This window comes from Leifsonia tongyongensis (assembly GCF_010686705.1).
GTDB lineage: Bacteria > Actinomycetota > Actinomycetes > Actinomycetales > Microbacteriaceae > Diaminobutyricibacter > Diaminobutyricibacter tongyongensis.
The window spans coordinates 896,972-915,148 of the sequence record NZ_JAAGWY010000002.1; the positions used below are offsets into that span (position 1 = coordinate 896,972).

An 18,177-nucleotide genomic window follows, 5' to 3' on the forward strand; every position below is an offset into this window, starting at 1 on the left:
CTCTGCTCGTGACTACGTATGCCGATCGGCCGTGGCGGGCCAGCTACGCCCCTGATGTCCCTGACGAGATCGTTCTCCCCGAGGGCTCGCTCTCGCACCTGATCGACGACTCCGTCGCCACCTACGGCAGGAACGTCGCGCTCGAGTTCTTCGGGGCGACCACGACCTACGCCGCCCTGGGCGACCAGATCGCCCGCGCGGCCGAGGGCCTGCGGCATCTCGGGGTGCGGAAGGGCGACCGGGTGGCGCTCGTGCTCCCGAACTGTCCTCAGCATGTCGTCGCCTTCTACGCCGTGCTGCGGCTGGGGGCGATCGTCGTGGAGCACAACCCGCTCTACACCCCCCGCGAGCTCCGGCACCAGTTCGAGGACCACGGCGCGGAGCTCGCGATCGTCTGGGACAAGGCGAGCGCCATGGTGCAGGACCTTCCCGCCGATCTCGGCGTCGCCACCATCATCTCTGTCGACATCACCCGCGCGATGCCGGCGACGAAGCGGTTCGCGTTGCGGTTACCCGTCGCGGCCGCGCGCAAGGCCCGCGGCCAGCTGACCACGCAGGTGCGCGGCACCATCCCCTGGGAGAAGCTCCTCGACAACCGTGCGATCCAGGCGACGCACCCGCGCCCCGAGGCCGAAGATCTCGCCCTGATCCAGTACACCAGCGGGACGACCGGCGTGCCGAAGGGTGCGATGCTCAGCCACCGGAACCTCGGATCGAACGCGGCACAGGCTCGCGCCTGGGTTCCCGCGATCGAGCGCGGCAGCTCGGTCGTCTACGCGGTCCTCCCCTTGTTCCATGCGTACGGCCTGACCCTCTGCCTCACGTTCGCGATGAGCATGGGTTCCCGGCTCGTGCTGTTCCCCAAGTTCGACCCCGACCTCGTGCTCGACGTCATCAAGAAGCGGCCGCCGACGTTCCTGCCGGCTGTCCCGCCCATCTATGAGCGGTTGGCCACTGCCGCGAAAGAGAAGAAGGTGTCGCTCAGCGGCATCGACATCGCCATCTCGGGTGCGATGAACCTGCCCGACACGATCGTGTCGATGTGGGAGAAGGAGACGGGCGGCTATCTCGTCGAGGGCTACGGGCTGTCGGAATGCTCCCCCGTGCTGATGGCTAACCCGGTCGGGACGACACGGAAGGCGGGCACGGTCGGGCTCGCCATGCCGAGCACAGAACTGCGCGTCGTCGATCCTGAGGACCCGCAGACCGATCGGCCCTTCGGCGAAGAGGGCGAACTGGTCGCGCGTGGCCCGCAGGTGTTCTCGGGGTACTGGCGCAAACCCGACGAGACAGCCAAAGTTCTGGACGCCGACGGCTGGTTCCGCACCGGCGACATCGTGACGATGGACGACGACGGCTTCGTGAGGATTGTCGACCGCATCAAGGAGCTCATCATCACCGGCGGCTTCAACGTGGCGCCGACCGAGGTCGAGGACTGCCTGCGGACCGTCGAGGGCGTCGCGGACGTCGCGGTCGTCGGTGTCCCTCACGGGCGCGGCGGTGAGGATGTGGTGGCTGCGGTCGTCATGAAGCCCGGCGCCTCGTTCGACGAGGCCGCCATCCGCGCCTACGCCCGGGAGAACCTGACGGCGTACAAGGTGCCGAAGCACGTCACCCAGGTCGACGAGCTGCCGAGGTCGCTGATCGGCAAGGTCATGCGGCGCCAAGTGCGGGAGCAGCTTCTCAAGCACCAGGCTGAGCAGCCGTCGCCGCACTAGATCGGGAAGACGAGCAGCGAACCGGTGGCCGTCGCGACCGCCTTGCCCGACGCATCCGTCACCACCCCGTCGGCGAACGCGACGCGGTTGCCGGGCTTGGTGACCGTTCCGACGCACGTGAGCGGCCCTGTCCCGGCGAACACGGGTCGCAGGTAGTTCACCTTGATCTCGATCGACGTGTAGCCCTGGCCCTGCGCGAGCGTGCTCTGCACCGCGCATCCGAGTGCCGAGTCGAGGAGGGTGCAGACCACGCCGCCGTGCACCGTGCCGATCGGGTTGTAATGCGACTCGTCAGGTTCGCACACGAACACGGCCGTACCGACGTCTGCATCCACCAGTGCCATGTTCAGGTGAGCCATGATCGGCGGAGGCGGCAGCTCGCCGCGGATCAGCGTCCTCAGGTAGTCGAGCCCCGACATGGTGGGCATCACGGCGAACCCGGGCGCCGGATCCTCCCACTCGATGACGCGGCGGCGCGCTGCATCCGCCGGCTCGGTTCCCTCGGGCTCGCTCGGTGGCGTCATCGTCATGCAGACAGCCTATGCACAGCTCACTCGCGCTCCTCCGGGGCCTTCCCGTAGTGCGTGTCGGTCGGAGGCAGCTCCGACGGGGTGTTCACCCGCTCACCCGTCTCGATGTTGATCGCCGTCTGCCCGGGAGGCAGGTTCGACAGGTCGGGAGCGATGACCGTTGCGAACTCACCCGAATCGGGAAGACCGAACCCGGCCAGACCGCCCTCGACATTCGCGAGCACGAGGTCGTCGGAGCGCATCGGGAGCGTCTCGCCCTTGAAGAAGTCGGGCTTGATGAGCCACCAGATGCCCATCAGCACCAGGCCGATCAGCAGACCGCCGACGCCGACGACCGCTTCGGCCCCGATACCGAAGATGGTCACGTTGTTGCCGTTCGCATCCTGCAGCCAGTCGGGGGCGACGAACTGGATCAGGCCGTAGATGAACACGGCGAGCAGGATGACGCCGCCCACGAACGGAAACACGCCACGGAAGATCACGGTGCGGAACGACCTGAACAACGTCTTGCGATAGAACCAGACACAGACGAAGCCGGTCAGACCGTAATAGAACGCGATCATCAGGCCGATCGAACCGATCAGGGCCAGCAGCAGGCTCGGACTGATCCATGTGAAGAGCACGAAGAACAGTGCCGAGACGAGTCCCATGCCGATCGTCGACCAGGTCGGCGTCAGGAACCGCGGGTGGATGCGTGCGAACCGCTCGGGAATGGCCTTGTAGACGGCCATCGACAGGGCCGTGCGTGCAGTCGGGAGGATGGTCGTCTGGGTCGACGCCGACGCAGAGGTCAGGATCGAGAAGCCGAGCAGGGTCATGAGAATCGTGCCGACCGGGCCGGAACCGAACAACGTCGGTCCGATGGCCGAGAACACGTCTGCCGAGTTGGCCGGGTTCGCCAGGCCGATGCCTTTGTCGCCCACCCCCGCGAACGCGATGGAGGCGACCGTGACGACGGCGTACGTGACCAGGAGGAGAAGGGTGCTGATCACTGCCGCGCGACCCGGGGTCTTCTCGGGGTTCTTCGTCTCTTCGTTGATCGAGACTGCCGTATCCCAACCCCAGTAGATGAAGATCGCGGTCAGCATGGCCGGCGCGATCGTCTGCGCGAAGTCGAGCCCGAACGGGTTGAACCAGTTCCACTGCGGTATCAGCGAGTACGGCTCGGCGTTGCCCGTGTACACCTTGGTCAGCGCGAATCCGGCGAAGAACAGCAGGATGACGACCTCGAACCCGAGAAGGACGTACTGCACGCGTGCCGAGATCTCGATACCGCGGTAGCAGATCCAGGTCATGGCGGCGATCCACAGCAGGCCGGCGATGAGAGTTGCGACCGTGTTCGACGCCAGCGCCGTCACCGCCGGCAGCGAGAAGAGCGTGCCGACGAACGTGAATGTATACGAACCGGCGATCTGGGCCAGGTTGGACATGACGATCACGTCGGCGATGATGATCCCCCAGCCGCCCATCCAGCCGGTGATCGGACCGAACGCTCTCGACGCCCAGGTGAAGGTGGTGCCGCAGTCGGGTTCCGCTTTGTTCAGTTCCTGGTAGGCCACGGCGATCAGGTACATCGGTACGAAGGCGAGCAGCACGATACCGGGTGCGTGGACGCCCGCAGCGAGCGTGCCGCCGACGACGATGAATCCGAGGCTCGCAGCGAGACTGTAGGCGGGTGCCGTGGATGCGACGCCCACCACCACACTCGAGACGAGTCCGAGAGCGCCGGACTTCAGCCCCTTGCTGTCGACGGATTCGGGGCGTGAACCGGGAACAGTGTTCGTCATCGGGTCTCCCAACACTGCGGCCGACGTGCCGGCCGGAACGGGTCGCGAACGGCTGCTCATCGGTGAACAGCCCGACGAGATATGTCTACGCCTTTTCCGCCGTTCACGCATCACCTCTGAAGACTGCCTGCGAGTCGGAGCGGCACTCAGGGAAAAGGCATAAGGTCAGCATTACGGAGCCGTTCGGCTCCCGATCAAGGGAGTCACCATGTCTGACAAGTCACCGAAGAAGAACAGTTCGAAAACGGCCGCGTCCAAGACCCTGAAAGAGAAGCGCCTGGAGAAACACGCCAAGTCGGACGCCAAGGCGCACCTCGACGCCGTCTCCGACATCAAGAAGCGCTAGCGCTCAAGAAGCGCTAGCGCTCAATCGTTCCAGCCGACGCCGGGCGGCGATCTCGCCTGCGCTCCTCGGGCCGAGCATCCGGCCCGCCCCGCGGAGCACGAGAGACGTCGCACCGGTGATCGGCAGCGGAATCGGGCCGAGTCGCGGCTCCCGCAGGCCGAGCAGTTCGCGGTACGGCGACTCCAGGGAGTGCACGGCGCCGGCGAACAGCACGGCGTACGACGGCCGGAGGGCGCGCCGCAGCGGAGCCTGACGGACGAAACGCACGATCTCGTCCGCATCCGCGCCGCCGCGGAGGTCGGGCAGAAAAGCCGCGAGCTGCGCCTTCAGGTCGGCCCGCGTACGGGGCGGGTTCGGCACGTTCATGAGTTCGCCTGCGGTCGCCCACTCGGCCACATAGCCGTCGGAGCCGCCCGGAACCGGCGGTCCCCAGAGCTCGTGGGCCGAGAGGAACGAATCCGTGAAGGCCAGGTGGACCCACGACAGAAGGTCGGGGTCGTTGGCGGCGTAGTCCCGGGTGACCCCGCGTGCGTCAATGTAGGTCCCGACGACGCGCTCGTGGAGCCGGAGGACCCACTCCGAGCCTTGCCTCGCCTGCATCGTGTCGCCGTAGGTGACGGTGTGGATCCAGCGGATGGTCCCCGCGAGCCGGCCCAGCGGATCCTCCCGGTAGCGCGACCAGTCCCGCACGCCGGCGAGCGCCCCCGGGTGGAGCGCCTGCATGAGCAGGGCACGGATGCCCGCGACGAGGGTCGGCATGGCACCGTGGACGGCCCAGGCGGCGCTGTCCGGACCGAAGAACCCGACATCCTCGCCGCGTTCGAATTCCTGCACCCACCCCGGCACGCCGCTGCGCTGCCCGGCAAGAGTCTCGAGGAGCCGGACACGGATGGGGTCGGTGAGGCGCGTCATCCGGCCGGCGCGTCCATTGCGAGGTCGTCGACGATGCGCACCCCGGGCACCTGGCCGAGCAGAGCGCCCGGGAGGAGCAGCTTCGACCGGCGCACGCCCGACCCGATGATGACCACATCCGTCGCCGCCACGCGGCTGTCGACGAACACCCGCCAGTCCTCGGGGAGGCCGATCGGTGTGATGCCGCCGTACTCCATGCCTGTCAGCTCGACCGCACGATCCATCGGCAGGAACGAGCACTTGCGCACGTCGAGAAGCCGCTTGACGGCCGAGTTGATGTCGGCACGCGTCGTCGCCAGCACCACGCACGCAGCGATCCGTTCGACGCCCTCGCGCTTCCCGGCGACGACGACGCAGTTCGCCAGCGTGCCGGCGTCGAGGCCGAACCGCTCCTTCGTCGCGGCGGTGTCCGAGACGTCGGGGTCGATCTCGACGACCCCGACCTCGGCCAGCAGGCCGGCATCGGCGAGAGCGGATGCCGTCGGGCCGCTGAGCAGGTCAGGCCGCGTCGCCGCGGGAACAGTGGTCAGGCCGCCGAGTGTGAAGACTCCCATGACCTGATTCTGTCAAACTCCGGCGGACGCCCGCTCGAGGACGAGTTCGCGCACCCTGGCCGCGTCGGCCTGGCCTTTCATCGCCTTCATGACCGCGCCGATCACCGCCCCGGCCGCCTGCACCTTGCCGTCGCGGATCTTCTCGAGCACGTCGGGCTGGGCGGCGAGCGCCTCGTCGATCGCGGCGATGAGGGCTCCATCGTCGGAGACGACCGCCAGTCCGCGGGCGTCGACGACCTCCTGGGGAGATCCTTCGCCGGCGATGACGCCTTCGAGCACCTGCCGAGCCAGCCGGTCGGTGAGGGTGCCGTCGTCGATGAGCCGGGCGAGAGCCGCCACGTGCTCCGGAGAGACGAGCGTGGACGCATCCACGCCCTGCGCGTTCGCCAGCCGCGCGATCTCACCGGTCCACCATTTGCGGGCCGCGGCAGGGCTCGCACCGGCGGCCACGGTCGCCTCGACGACATCGAGCAGGTCGGCGTTCGCGACGTCCTGGAATTCGAGGGCCGTGAAACCCCAGTCCGTCGCAAGGCGCTTGCGGCGCGCTGCGGGCGGCTCGGGCAGGGTCGCGCGGAGTTCTTCGACCCATTCGCGCGACGGAGCGACCGGCACGAGGTCGGGCTCGGGGAAGTACCGGTAATCGTCGGCGTCGCTCTTCGGCCGGCCGGCGCTGGTCGTGCCGCTGTCCTCGTGCCAGTGGCGGGTCTCCTGCGTGATGGTGCCGCCCGCGGCGAGGATGGCCGCCTGGCGCTGGATCTCGTAGCGCACCGCACGCTCGACGGAACGGAGGGAGTTCACGTTCTTCGTCTCCGTGCGCGTGCCGAGCACCGAGGATCCGCGCGGGCGGAGGGACACGTTGGCGTCACAGCGCACATTGCCCTCCTCCATCCGGGCGTTCGAGATGCCGAGCGCCTTGACGAGCTCCCGGATGACGGCGACGTAGGTGCGTCCGACCTCGGGTGCGTCCGCTTCTGCGCCCTCGATCATCTTGGTGACGATCTCGACGAGCGGAACACCGCCGCGGTTGAAGTCGACGAGCGAGTAGTCCGCGCCCTGGATGCGACCGGTCGAGCCGCCGACGTGGGTGAGCTTTCCGGCGTCCTCCTCCATGTGCGCGCGTTCGATGGCGACGGTGACGGCGCGACCGCTCTCGAGCTCGATGGTGATGCTGCCGTCGTACGCGATCGGCTCGTCGTACTGCGAGGTCTGGAAGTTCTTGGGCGTGTCCGGGTAGAAGTAGTTCTTGCGCGCGAACCTGCTCGTCTCGGCGATGCTGCAGCCGAGCGCGAGCCCGAGCCGGATGCTCGACTCGATCGCCTTCTTGTTGACCTGCGGCAGCCCGCCGGGGAGCCCGAGGCAGGTCGGGCACGTGTTGGTGTTCGCACCCTGCCCGAATGCGTTCGAACACCCGCAGAACATCTTCGTCGTCGTGTTCAGCTCGACGTGCACCTCGAAGCCGAGGACCGGTTCGAAGAGTTCGAGGGCCGTGTCGTAGTCCATCAATTTCGCTGCGGCCATCAGACGGCTCCCTCTTCACTCGCGAACATCTCGGTGGCTGACAGGTCGGGCGCCTGGCTGAGGAGGGTGTGCCCCCACTGCTGCTCGAGGAGCTGCTCGAGCGCGGCGCCGACCGTGTACAGCCTGGCGTCGGCCCGTGCCGGCGCCATCAGCTGGATGCCAACCGGCAGCCCGTCCTCGGGCGCCAGGCCGATCGGAAGGCCCATGCCCGGGACACCGGCGAGGTTGGCCGGAATGGTGGTGACATCGTTGAGGTACATCGCCATCGGATCGGCCAGCTTCTCGCCGAAACGGAAAGCCGTCGTCGGCGCGCTCGGGCTGACCAGCACATCCACCTTCTCGAACGCTGCGGCGAAGTCGCGCTGGATGAGCGTGCGCACCTTCTGCGCGCTGCCGTAGTAGGCGTCGTAATAGCCTGCGCTCAGTGCGTAGGTGCCGAGGATGATGCGGCGCTTGACCTCAGGGCCGAATCCGGCGTCGCGGGTGGCCGCCATGACTCGCTCGACCGTCACCGGCCCATCGGCGGGGTCGATGCGCAGACCGAAGCGGACCGAGTCGAAACGAGCGAGGTTGCTCGAGGCCTCGGCCGGCAGGATCAGGTAGTACGCGGCGATGGCGTATTCGAAGCTGGGAGCGGCCACCTCGACGATCTCGGCGCCGGCGGACTCGAGCAGCGCGAGCGACTCGTCGAAGCGCTGCTTCACACCGGCCTGGAACCCGTCGCCCGAGAGCTCGGTGATGACACCGACGCGGACGCCTTTCAGGGCTCCCCCGGCCAGGCCGACGCGGGCAGCCGCGGCCATGGACGGCCAGGTGTCGGAGAGCGAGGTGGAGTCGAACGGGTCGTGTCCGCCGATCACATCGTGAAGAAGCGCGGCATCGAGCACCGATCGCGACACGGGGCCGACCTGGTCGAGCGAGCTCGCGAGCGCGATCGCTCCGTACCGGCTGACCCCTCCGTAGGTGGGCTTCACGCCGACCGACCCGGTCACGGCCGCGGGCTGGCGGATGGACCCACCGGTGTCGGAGCCGAGGGCGAGTGGTGCCTCGAACGCCGACACCGCGGCGGCAGAACCGCCGCCCGAGCCTCCCGGGATCCGTTCGAGGTCCCACGGGTTGCGGGTCGGACCGTAGGCCGAGTGCTCGGTCGACGATCCCATGGCGAACTCGTCCATGTTGGTCTTGCCGAGCGGGACGAGGTCGGCCTCGCGGAGCTTGCGTACGACGGTCGCGTCGTACGGCGGCAGCCAGCCTTCGAGGATCTTCGAGCCCGACGTCGACGGCATGTCCTTCGTCGCCAGCACGTCCTTGATCGCGATCGGCACGCCGGCCAGGGGCGAGAGCCGGGCGCCGGCGGCCCGTCGGGCGTCGATGTCCGCCGCCGTCGCCAGGGCTGCATCGCCGGCGACGTGGAGGAATGCGTGGACGTCCTCGTCGACCGCTTCGATGCGATCGAGGTGGGCACGGGTGGCCTCGACCGACGAGATGTCGCGGGTCGCGAGCAGGTCGGCGAGGGTCGATGCAGAAAGCCTGGTGAGGTCGGTCATGTGCTACTCCTCGTCCAGGATGGGCGGAACGCGGAACCAGTCGCCTTCGCGGTCGGGCGCGCCGGAGAGCGCCTGCTCGACGGTGAGGCCGGGGACGATGACGTCTTCGCGGAAGACGTTCGTGAGGGGAACGGGGTGGCTCGTGGCGGGAACGTCGGGCCCGGCGACCTCGGTGACCTTGGCGACTGCGTCGACGATCTGGCCCAGCTCGCGGGTCAGGCTGGTGATCTCTTCGGGGCTCAGGTCGATCCTGGCCAGACTCGCCAGGTGCGCGACCTGTTCGGCGCTAATTTCGGACATGGGTCTCCGTCTGCTGCGTCAGTGTTTGGATCCCTCAATCCTATTCGAGCCGCCCGACGCCGTGGTCGCCGTCGGGCTGCCGGCCGACGCCCCGCCCATGACCAGTTCGCCCATGTCGATCCCGATGAGCGCGAGGTTGCGCATCGATTCGCTCCCAGTCGCGAAGTACTCGTTGTGACCCGACGAGCCTGCGAGCGTCTTCTCGGTGATCGGGTCGACTCCGCCCGCCACGCCCATCTTCTGTGCTCCGTACGTCGCGGCCCCGGGGTCGCTGCCGAAGAATGCGCTGTGCACGATGGGATCCATCGGCGCCTGGCCAACGAAAACGTTGCCATCCCTGACGCTCAACTGCGCCACCGACTGCGCGTCACTGCCCGGCGAACCGAGCAGTGCGAGTGCGTCGATGGTCACCGAGTGCCGCTGAAGCGCCAGCAAAGCTGCCGTCGAGCCGTACGAGTGGGCGAAGACGCTCACGTAGGGAGGATCGTTCTGCCGGATGCTCTGCAGCCCTTCGAGGGATCGCTCGAGGTTGTTCGCGCCCTGGGTCGCGAGGTCGAGGCCGCCGATGTTCATCAGTTCCGGGGTCTGGTAGCCGATCCAGGCGACGGTCGCGACGCCGGGCGTCGCCTGTGATCCGCGCGGACCGAGGAGTCGTCGGAGCCAGTCCGTCTGCGAGTCGTAGAGCTCTTGTCCGACTTTCGCCCAGTCGACGATCTGTTCGTCGACGGACATGTACATCCCGGGCACGAGGTAGCTGATGAAGTGCGCCCTGGAGAGGTCGCCGATGACGATCGCGGCGCGGGCGTCGGACGAGGCGTCGAGACCGATGAGGGTCCGCCTGACTCCGTCGTGCCGGGCGAGCGCCTTCGTGATGTTCTGGAGCGTGTCGAGCGTTCGCTTCATCGTGAGGCGCTCGGCTTTGCCTGACTCGTTCGACAGGTTTTCGCGGGTCTCCGCCATGGTCTGCTTCAGGTCGCGTACGTTCGCACGGCCGCGCACGGCATACGGGATTCCCTCGAGGTTGCCGATGACGTGCGGTGCAGCCTTGACGAGTGCCTCCTGTTTTCGAGGGTCGATCAGTTTCCAGAGTGCGGCGACGTCACTCGCCCGAGGCGGATTGACGAGCATCGCATCGAGCGCGGCCCGGTGCGATTCGATGTAGGAGGGGATGTCGGAGGCGCTCAGCCGGCTGAGGACCCGGAGGGTGCCGGCCGCGAGGAGCCCCGTCCGGGTGCTGCCGGCCGGTGCGTCGCCGATGCCGGACTGAGGGGCCGTGTCGTGGGAGACGATGCCCGCCGGGCCGAGCGTCTGGTGCGTCATCTCGCCGGGCACAGCACCGGCCCCGGCCACTCCCGTTAGCGCCGAGGTAATTGAAAGTATTGCTGCAAAGCCGACCAGCACTCCGTCCGGGTCCCTCCGAGAGCGACGAGCAGAGCCCTTGCTCCGCCTCTGGCGAGGCGTGCTCTTCGATGCTATCGGTCGGCCAACGTCTGCCAGATACTCGTTCTACCCCCTGTTCGGGAGTAGAACCCGCATTTTAGCAGGGATCTCGCGGTCTCAGAGTGCGTCCGGCCCCCCATCGAGCAGTCGGCGGAAGCCATCGGCATCGATGATCGGAATGCCGAGCTGCTCGGCTTTGGCGAGCTTCGAGCCCGCCCCCGGACCCGCCGCGACGTAGTCGGTGTTCTTGGAGACGCTCGATGCTGACTTTCCCCCTGCAGCGATGATCGCCTCTTGCGCGCCCTCGCGGGTGAACCCTTCGAGCGTTCCGGTCGCCACGATCGTGAGCCCGGCGAGTGTGCCGCCCGCCGCCTGCGCGGCACCCGGCCCCGGATGATCGGGGGTGGTGAACTGCACGCCGTCGGCCGCCCAGCGTTCGATGATCTCGCGGTGCCACTCCACGTCGAACCAGGCCAGCACCGCATCCGCGATGATTCCGCCAACCCCGTCCACCGCTGCGAGCTCCTCGCGGGTCGCGGACCGGATGGCGTCGAGCGAACCGAAGTGGTCGGCCAGCGCACGTGCCGCGACCGGCCCGACGTGCCGGATGTTCAGTGCGACCAGGATGCGCCACAACGGCTTCGTGCGAGCGCCCGACAGGTTGTTCAGCAGCTCGATCGCCGACTTCGACGGCACGGACATCTCATCTCCGTCGAAACCGCCTGCCTCGGGGTCGTAGACGCCGTCTTTCTTCTGGCGGCGGCGACGGAACGGCGTGTCCACCTTCGGCTCCCCGGATTCGGTGAGCTTGGGCAGGCCGGTCTCCGAGTCGCGCACGACGACCGCGATCGGGAACAGGTCGGCAAGCGTCAGCCCGAACAGCCCCGCCTCGGTCGGGAGCGGCGCTCGCTCTGGGAACTTCGGCTGGGTGAGAGCCGCCGCGGCCACCTCCCCCAGAGCCTCGATGTCGAGCGCTCCACGCGAGCCGATATGCTCCACCCGGCCGCGCACCTGCGCCGGGCAGAACTCGGCATTCGGGCAGCGGAGGTCGATGTCGCCCTCCTTGGCGGGCGCCAGGCGCGTGCCGCATTCCGGGCAGAACTCCGGCATCACGAACTCCCGCTCCGTGCCGTCCCTCAGCTCGACGACCGGGCCGAGCACCTCCGGGATGACGTCACCGGCCTTGCGCAGGACGACGGTGTCGCCGATCAGCACGCCCTTGGCCTTGACCACGTCCTGGTTGTGAAGGGTGGCCTGGCGCACTTCGGACCCGGCGACGCGCACCTTCTCCATCACCGCGAAGGGCGTGGCGCGTCCGGTCCTTCCGACGCTGACGACGATGTCCAGCAGCTTCGTGTTCACCTGCTCCGGAGGGTACTTGTAGGCGATGGCCCAGCGCGGCGCCCGTGAGGTCGCCCCCAGCTCGTCGTGGAGCGCCAGCTCGTCCACCTTGATGACGATGCCGTCGATCTCGTGTTCGACGCTGCCACGATGTGCACCGAAATACTCGATGAACTCGTCGACCTTCGTGGCCGCGTCGAGCACCCGGTAATGCGTCGAGGTGGGCAGCCCCCACGTGGCCAGCAGCTCGTAGATCTGCGACTGCGAGGCGACCGGCGGGTTCTGCCAGGCGCCGATGCCGTGGACGAGCATGTGCAGGCGGCGCAGCCGGTCGTGCATGAGCGCGAGCTGGGCGGCGTTCTTGCCCTCGGCCTTCTGGCGGAGCGATCCGCTCGCAGCATTGCGCGCATTGGCGAAGACGCGCTCGCCGGCCTCCTGCTGGTGCTCGTTGAGCTCGTCGAACTGCGCGACGGGGAAGAACACCTCGCCGCGCACTTCCACCAGCGCCGGGAACGGCCCGTCGCCGGCGAGCCGGGTCGGGATGGCGGGGATGAGCCGCACGTTCTCCGTGACGTCTTCGCCCACCACACCGTCACCGCGGGTCGCGGCCGACACGAGGGTCCCGTTCTGGTAGCGGAGGTTGATGGCGAGGCCGTCGATCTTCAGTTCGCACAGGTAGTCGACACGTCGGCCGGCGTCCCGCTCCACCTTTGCCGCCCAGGCCTCGAACTCCCCCAGCGAGAAGACGTTGTCGAGGCTCAGCATCCGCTCGGCGTGCTGCACCGGGGCGAACAGCGTGGTCTGGGCGCGGCCGCCGACGGTCTGGGTGGGGCTGTCCTGGCTCTGGAGTTCGGGAAACAGCCGCTCGAGCTCTTCGAGCCGCCGCATCATGCGGTCGTACTCCTCGTCGCTCACCAGCACGGTGTCGCGTTCGTAGTACGCGTCCCGCAGTTCCAGGATGCGCGTGGTCAGCTGCTGGGCCTCGGCGCGCGCCTGCGCGAGGTCGTCCGTCGTCGTCTCGATCGCCACGCTGCAAGCATATAAACCACCGCCGACGTCGGGAGGCCCGGCTACCGAGCGAGCCGTTGCCTCCGGTCAGGCCGGGACGGCCGAGGTGGTGCGGTCGATGGTCGCCTGGCCGAGCACGCGCGTCCCGACGTACACGACAGCGGTCTGGCCCGGAGCGACGCCGTTGAGGGGCTCGTCGGGGCGTACGACCAGTTCGCCGTCACGAACGACGGCGACGGCCGGCACGGGGTCGGCGTGGGCGCGGATCTGCACCTCGCACGCGAACGGCGTGGCCGGGTCCTCCGGCGCCCGGCCGGCCCAGGTGAAGCGTGAGCCGGCGATCTCGGCGATGTCGAGCGCCTCCTTGGGGCCGACGACGACCGTGTTGTCCTTCGGGCGCACCTCGAGCACGAACCGGGGCTTGCCGTCGTCTGCCGGGAAGCCGATGTTCAGGCCCTTGCGCTGACCGACCGTGAACGCATGGGCGCCCTCGTGGCTGCCCAGCCGATTGCCGGCACGGTCGAGGATGTCGCCGATCTCCGCTCCCACGCGCTCCGCCAGCCAGCCGCGCGTGTCGCCGTCGGGGATGAAGCAGATGTCGTGCGAGTCCGGTTTGTTCGCGACACTGAAGCCACGCGCGGCCGCCTCCGCCCGGACCTCGGCCTTCGACGGCGTCGCGCCGAGCGGGAACATCGCGTGCGCCAGCTGCTCGGCGGTGAGAACGCCGAGCACGTACGACTGGTCTTTCGCCCACGCGCTCGCGCGGTGCAGTTCGCGATTGCCGTCGTCATCGGTCACGATCGAGGCGTAGTGACCGGTGCAGACGGCGTCGAAGCCCAGGTCGAGCGCCTTCTCGAGGAGTGCCGCGAACTTGATCTTCTCGTTGCAGCGCATGCACGGGTTGGGGGTGCGACCGGCCGAGTACTCGGCGATGAAGTCGTCGACCACGTCGAGCTTGAACCGCTCGGAGAAGTCCCAGACGTAGTACGGGATGCCGATGAGGTTCGCGGCACGCTGCGCATCCATCGAATCCTCGATCGTGCAGCAGCCCCGTGAGCCGGTGCGCAGGGTTCCCGGCATACGACTCAGAGCCAGATGGACGCCGACGACATCGTGGCCGGCTTCTACGGCACGCGCCGCCGCCACTGCCGAGTCGACTCCACCGCTCATCGCTGCCAGAACTTTCACCCGGCAAGTCTACGTGGCGCTGCTGGCCGCTCGCCGAGAGAGCGCTCAGCGGCCGAGCCGGGTGGCCCGTTCGGCCAGCCCCGCGCGCGCAGCCTGCGCGTACGCTCCGGGAATCGCGGCCACGACCGCATCCACGTCCGCTTCGCTCGTCGTGCGGCCGAGAGTGATTCGCAGGGCGCCGCGGGCGTCCTCGGTGCTTCGCCCCATGGCGATCAGCACGTGCGACGGCTCCGGGATTCCCGCCTGGCACGCCGACCCGGTCGAGACGGAGATGCCGGCGACGTCGAGCAGGAAGAGCAGCGAATCCCCTTGCGCTCCGGGAAACACGAAGTGCACATTGGATGCGACGCGCCCGGGGTCTCCCGCGGGCATTCCACTCAGCACGGCCTCCGGCACGGCCTCGGCGACGCCGCGGATGAGTCGGTCGCGCAGGCCCTCGAGCCTTGCCCGCTCGGCGTCGAGGTCGCGCACCGCCCGCTCCGCCGCGACGGCGAATGCCACTGCAGCAGCGACATCCTGTGTTCCGCTGCGCACATTCCGCTGCTGGCCGCCGCCGTGAACGAGCGGGACGACCGTCGCGCTGCGGCTGAGGACGAGCGCTCCGATGCCGACCGGACCGCCGATCTTGTGCGCGGAGACGCTGAGCGCGACGAGTCCGGCCGCGGTGCTCCCGGTCCGACGCCGCAGTTCCGCGAAGTCGATGGGCAGGTGCCCGTAGGCGGCCACGGCATCCAGGTGCACGGGGACGCCCTGGTCCTGCCCGATCCGGGCGAGCTCTGCGACGGGTTCGATCGTCCCGACCTCGTTGTTGACCCACAGCGACGTCGCAACGGCGATCGCGTCGCTGTCGTGCGCGAACGCCTCCTGCGCGGCATCCAGGTCGAGCACACCGCGGTCGTCGAGCGGAAGCCACTCGACGGACGCGCCCTCATACCGCTCGAGCCACTCGAGCGTGTCCACGGTCGCGTGGTGCTCACCGCCCGGCGCCAGGATCCGCGGCCGCACGGGCTGCCGCGTGTCGTTGCGCGCCCAGTACAGTCCCTTCAGCGCGAGGTTGATCGCTTCCGTGCCCCCCGACGTGAACACGACCTCGATCGGGTCGCAGCCGAGCGACGCTGCGACGGTCTCCCTGGCTTCCTCGAGCATCCGTTTCGCCTGCTGGCCCTGACTGTGGATCGACGACGGGTTCCCGACGACGCCCATCGCCTCGGCGTACGCCGCGATCGCCTCCGGCAGCATCGGCGTCGTCGCCGCATGGTCCAGGTAGACGGCCACGACCACCACTCCCTCTTCGTTCAGCCTGCATTCACTACTCTAGATCGCATGACTTCTGCCGATCACCTGCGCAATCTCGGCGTTCGCGTCACCGAACGCGGCGGCGAGTTGCGCGTCTGGTCGGAGAACGCCGACGGGATGGAACTCTGCCTGTTCGACGACAAGGACGCGAACTGGCTGGTCAAGACCGTAAGCATGACGAGGGACTCGCACAACGTGTGGGTCGGCCGGTCGCGCTCGCTCACTCCCGGGCGGCGATACGCGATCCGCGTGTCAGGACCGGCGAGCCCGACGAACACGTTCAACCCGGAGACCATGCTGATCGACCCCTATGCGCGGGGGCTCCTGCACACCGGGTCGAACGGATGGCTGTCCTACGTCGTCGAGGACGGCTTCGACTGGGGCGACTCCCGCAAACCGCTGACCCCTCTCGACCACACCGTCGTCTACGAGACCCACGTCAAGGGCATCAGCAAGCTGAACCCCGACATCCCCGAAGAGCTGCGCGGCACCTATGCGGGCCTGGCCCACGAGTCCACCACCCGCTACCTGCGTGACCTCGGGGTGACTGCCGTCGAGCTCCTCCCGGTGCAGGCGTTCCTCTCCGAGCAGCGGCTGATCAACCAGGGACTCACGAACTACTGGGGCTACAACACCCTGAACTTCTTCTCGCCGCACGCGCCGTACGCCTCGCGGGCGGCGCAGGCGGCAGGACCGGATGCGGTGCTCGCCGAGTTCAAGGGGATGGTCAAGCTCCTGCACGAGGCGGGACTCGAAGTCATCCTCGACGTCGTCTACAACCACACGGCCGAAGAAGGACTCGGCGGCCCCCGCTCGAGCTTCCGGGGAATCGACAACGCGAACTACTACCGCCAGGACGAGCACGGCGCCTATATCGACGTGACCGGGTGCGGCAACACCATCAACTTCGGTCACGACGTGCCGGTGCGACTGGTGCTCGACTCCCTCCGCTACTGGGCGAACGAGGTCCAGATCGACGGATTCCGCTTCGACCTCGCCGCCACTCTCGGCCGCGACGCCGATGTGCACTACTCCCCCGACCATCCGCTGCTCAGAGGTATCCTCGAAGACCCGGACCTCGCGAACGTGAAGATGATCGCCGAACCCTGGGATGTGGGTATCGGCGGCTGGCAGACCGGCAATTTCCCGCTCGGCTGGTCGGAATGGAACGATCGTTACCGCGACCGCGCACGCGCGTTCTGGCTGGCCGACGTCGCCGAGGCGCGCGCGAAGGGCGCCGCCCCGACCGGCATCGGCGGATTCGCGACACGGCTCGCGGGCTCGTCCAACACCTTCTCGCCCGAGCGCGGTCCGCTCGCATCGGTGAACTTCATCACCGCACACGACGGGTTCACCCTCGCCGACCTCACCTCGTACGACGTCAAGCACAACCTGGGCAACGGCGAGAACAACCGTGACGGCACCGACAACAACCGGTCGTTCAACCACGGTGTCGAAGGCCAGACGACCGACGAAGCGATCCTCCTGGACCGCCACAAGGCGATGCGTAACCTCCTGGGCACACTCCTGCTGTCTGCGGGCGTGCCGATGCTCACCGCCGGCGACGAGTTCGGGCGAAGCCAGCGGGGCAACAACAATGCGTACTGCCAGGACAGCGAGCTCACCTGGCTGAGCTGGCTCCGCACGCGCGAGCAGCGCGAACTGCACCAGACCACGCGGCGGCTGCTCGAACTCCGCCGCACGAACCCGGCCCTGCGCCCCAGCAAGTACGCCGTGTTCGGTGAGACGACGAAGAACGCGAGCCATATGGACTGGTTCGATGCGACCGGCGCCCTGATGGACGACGAGGACTGGAACTCCCCTGAGAACCGGACCCTGCAGTACCTTGCGGCGAGCACGCCGGACAAGGAGGAGTTCAACCGGATCCTCCTCATCGTCCACGGCGTGGAGGACGACGTGACCGTCTCGCTGCCGGTCGCGCCGGGGGTCGAGTCGTACAACCTGTTGTGGGACAGCGCGACGGAGGTTCCGATCGACGAGGACCCGACGCTGCTCGCACCGGGGTCCGAGCGGCTGGTCGGCGGCACCTCGATGCAGCTGTTCCGCGCGAACGGCCCGCGTGTCGTCGCCGCTCCAGGGGCAGCGCCCAGCCCGCACCCGATTACGGACCCGCTGCCCAGCTGATGGCGAAGCGCACCTCCGCCGGGACGCCCGCGACGGTCGCCCTGACCGCAGCCGGGATCCCGTTCGCCGTCCACGCGTACGAGCACGATCCGTCGGCGCCGTCGTTCGGGCTGGAGGCTGCCGAGGCGCTCGGCGTCGAGCCCGAACGCGTGTTCAAGACGCTTCTCGCCGACACGGACGCCGGTCTCGTCGTCGGTGTCGTGCCGGTCGACGGCAGGCTCGACCTCAAGGCACTCGCGACCGCGGTGGGGGCGAAGCGCGCCGTGATGGCGGACGCTGCCGTCGCCGAGCGCCGCACCGGCTACGTCGTGGGAGGGATCAGCCCGATCGGGCAGAAGACACTCCTGCGCACGGTGATCGACGAGACCGCTGAACTCTTCGACACCGTGTTCGTGTCGGGCGGGCGGCGCGGTCTCGACGTCGAACTGACCCCGGCCGACCTCATCTCCGCGACGTCGGCCACGGTCGCCCCGATCGCTCGCCCCTAGCCGGACGCGGCCCGCCCTCAGCTCGCCGAGTCGTCACTAACTCACCGAAAATCGCGGCG

General features: G+C 68.4%; 15 protein-coding genes. 4 read left to right on the forward strand and 11 right to left on the reverse strand.

The genetic code is table 11. The annotated features are described in order from the left end of the window. Window positions 1–8 precede the first annotated feature (8 nt). On the forward strand, window positions 9–1,718 hold the full coding sequence (locus tag G3T36_RS12280) for a long-chain-fatty-acid--CoA ligase (protein WP_163290039.1): 1,710 nt from the start codon (window positions 9–11) through the stop codon (window positions 1,716–1,718). On the opposite strand, the gene G3T36_RS12285 is transcribed toward G3T36_RS12280, so the two are convergent. Both G3T36_RS12285 and G3T36_RS12290 read right to left on the reverse strand, forming a co-directional pair. Beyond that, the gene (locus tag G3T36_RS12285; RefSeq protein WP_240148446.1) at window positions 1,715–2,248 is read right to left on the reverse strand and encodes a PaaI family thioesterase; all 534 of its coding nucleotides are present in this window, start codon (window positions 2,246–2,248) and stop codon (window positions 1,715–1,717) included. The two genes, G3T36_RS12280 and G3T36_RS12285, sit on opposite strands and share 4 nt — an antisense overlap. Before the next feature lie 20 nt (window positions 2,249–2,268). Beyond that, a complete protein-coding gene (locus tag G3T36_RS12290) occupies window positions 2,269–4,035 on the reverse strand; it encodes an APC family permease (protein WP_163290040.1) in 1,767 nt (588 codons plus the stop codon). A gap of 208 nt (window positions 4,036–4,243) precedes the next feature. Here G3T36_RS12290 and G3T36_RS19525 point away from each other — a divergent pair, with 208 nt between their 5' ends. Then, window positions 4,244–4,381, forward strand: a complete 138-nt coding sequence (locus tag G3T36_RS19525) for a hypothetical protein (RefSeq protein ID WP_193571082.1) — start codon at window positions 4,244–4,246, stop codon at window positions 4,379–4,381. Between the two features lie 3 nt (window positions 4,382–4,384). Here G3T36_RS19525 and G3T36_RS12295 read toward each other — a convergent pair whose 3' ends face one another. From G3T36_RS12295 to G3T36_RS12335, 9 genes are all read right to left on the reverse strand, one after another. Further along, window positions 4,385–5,293 (reverse strand): oxygenase MpaB family protein, encoded by a 909-nt coding sequence (locus G3T36_RS12295; protein WP_163290041.1) that lies wholly within the window; start codon window positions 5,291–5,293, stop codon window positions 4,385–4,387. Next, the gene (locus G3T36_RS12300) at window positions 5,290–5,847 is read right to left on the reverse strand and encodes a YbaK/EbsC family protein (protein WP_163290042.1); all 558 of its coding nucleotides are present in this window, start codon (window positions 5,845–5,847) and stop codon (window positions 5,290–5,292) included. Before G3T36_RS12300 ends, G3T36_RS12295 begins: the two co-directional genes overlap by 4 nt. A 12-nt stretch (window positions 5,848–5,859) precedes the next feature. Then, window positions 5,860–7,365, reverse strand: a complete 1,506-nt coding sequence (gene gatB, locus G3T36_RS12305; protein ID WP_163290043.1) for an Asp-tRNA(Asn)/Glu-tRNA(Gln) amidotransferase subunit GatB — start codon at window positions 7,363–7,365, stop codon at window positions 5,860–5,862. Beyond that, window positions 7,365–8,912, reverse strand: a complete 1,548-nt coding sequence (gene gatA / locus G3T36_RS12310; protein ID WP_163290044.1) for an Asp-tRNA(Asn)/Glu-tRNA(Gln) amidotransferase subunit GatA — start codon at window positions 8,910–8,912, stop codon at window positions 7,365–7,367. Before gatA ends, gatB begins: the two co-directional genes overlap by 1 nt. A gap of 3 nt (window positions 8,913–8,915) precedes the next feature. Beyond that, a complete protein-coding gene (gene gatC, locus G3T36_RS12315; RefSeq protein WP_163290045.1) occupies window positions 8,916–9,212 on the reverse strand; it encodes an Asp-tRNA(Asn)/Glu-tRNA(Gln) amidotransferase subunit GatC in 297 nt (98 codons plus the stop codon). Window positions 9,213–9,230: 18 nt separating this feature from the next. Beyond that, window positions 9,231–10,562: an alpha/beta hydrolase gene (locus G3T36_RS12320; protein ID WP_338031563.1), complete on the reverse strand. Its 1,332-nt coding sequence runs from the start codon at window positions 10,560–10,562 to the stop codon at window positions 9,231–9,233. 207 nt (window positions 10,563–10,769) lie between these two features. Beyond that, window positions 10,770–13,022 (reverse strand): NAD-dependent DNA ligase LigA, encoded by a 2,253-nt coding sequence (ligA, locus tag G3T36_RS12325; RefSeq protein ID WP_163290046.1) that lies wholly within the window; start codon window positions 13,020–13,022, stop codon window positions 10,770–10,772. Window positions 13,023–13,088: 66 nt separating this feature from the next. Then, a complete protein-coding gene (gene mnmA / locus G3T36_RS12330) occupies window positions 13,089–14,189 on the reverse strand; it encodes a tRNA 2-thiouridine(34) synthase MnmA (protein WP_338031564.1) in 1,101 nt (366 codons plus the stop codon). Between the two features lie 45 nt (window positions 14,190–14,234). Next, complete coding sequence (locus tag G3T36_RS12335) at window positions 14,235–15,464, reverse strand: aminotransferase class V-fold PLP-dependent enzyme (protein ID WP_163290047.1); 1,230 nt, start codon at window positions 15,462–15,464, stop codon at window positions 14,235–14,237. Between the two features lie 48 nt (window positions 15,465–15,512). On the opposite strand from G3T36_RS12335, the gene glgX reads away from it, so the two are divergent. Both glgX and ybaK read left to right on the forward strand, forming a co-directional pair. Continuing rightward, window positions 15,513–17,630 (forward strand): glycogen debranching protein GlgX, encoded by a 2,118-nt coding sequence (glgX, locus tag G3T36_RS12340; protein WP_163290048.1) that lies wholly within the window; start codon window positions 15,513–15,515, stop codon window positions 17,628–17,630. Then, window positions 17,630–18,118, forward strand: coding sequence for a Cys-tRNA(Pro) deacylase (gene ybaK, locus G3T36_RS12345; protein ID WP_163290049.1), 489 nt, complete (start codon window positions 17,630–17,632; stop codon window positions 18,116–18,118). The genes glgX and ybaK overlap by 1 nt, the downstream gene beginning before the upstream one ends. Window positions 18,119–18,177: the final 59 nt, after the last annotated feature.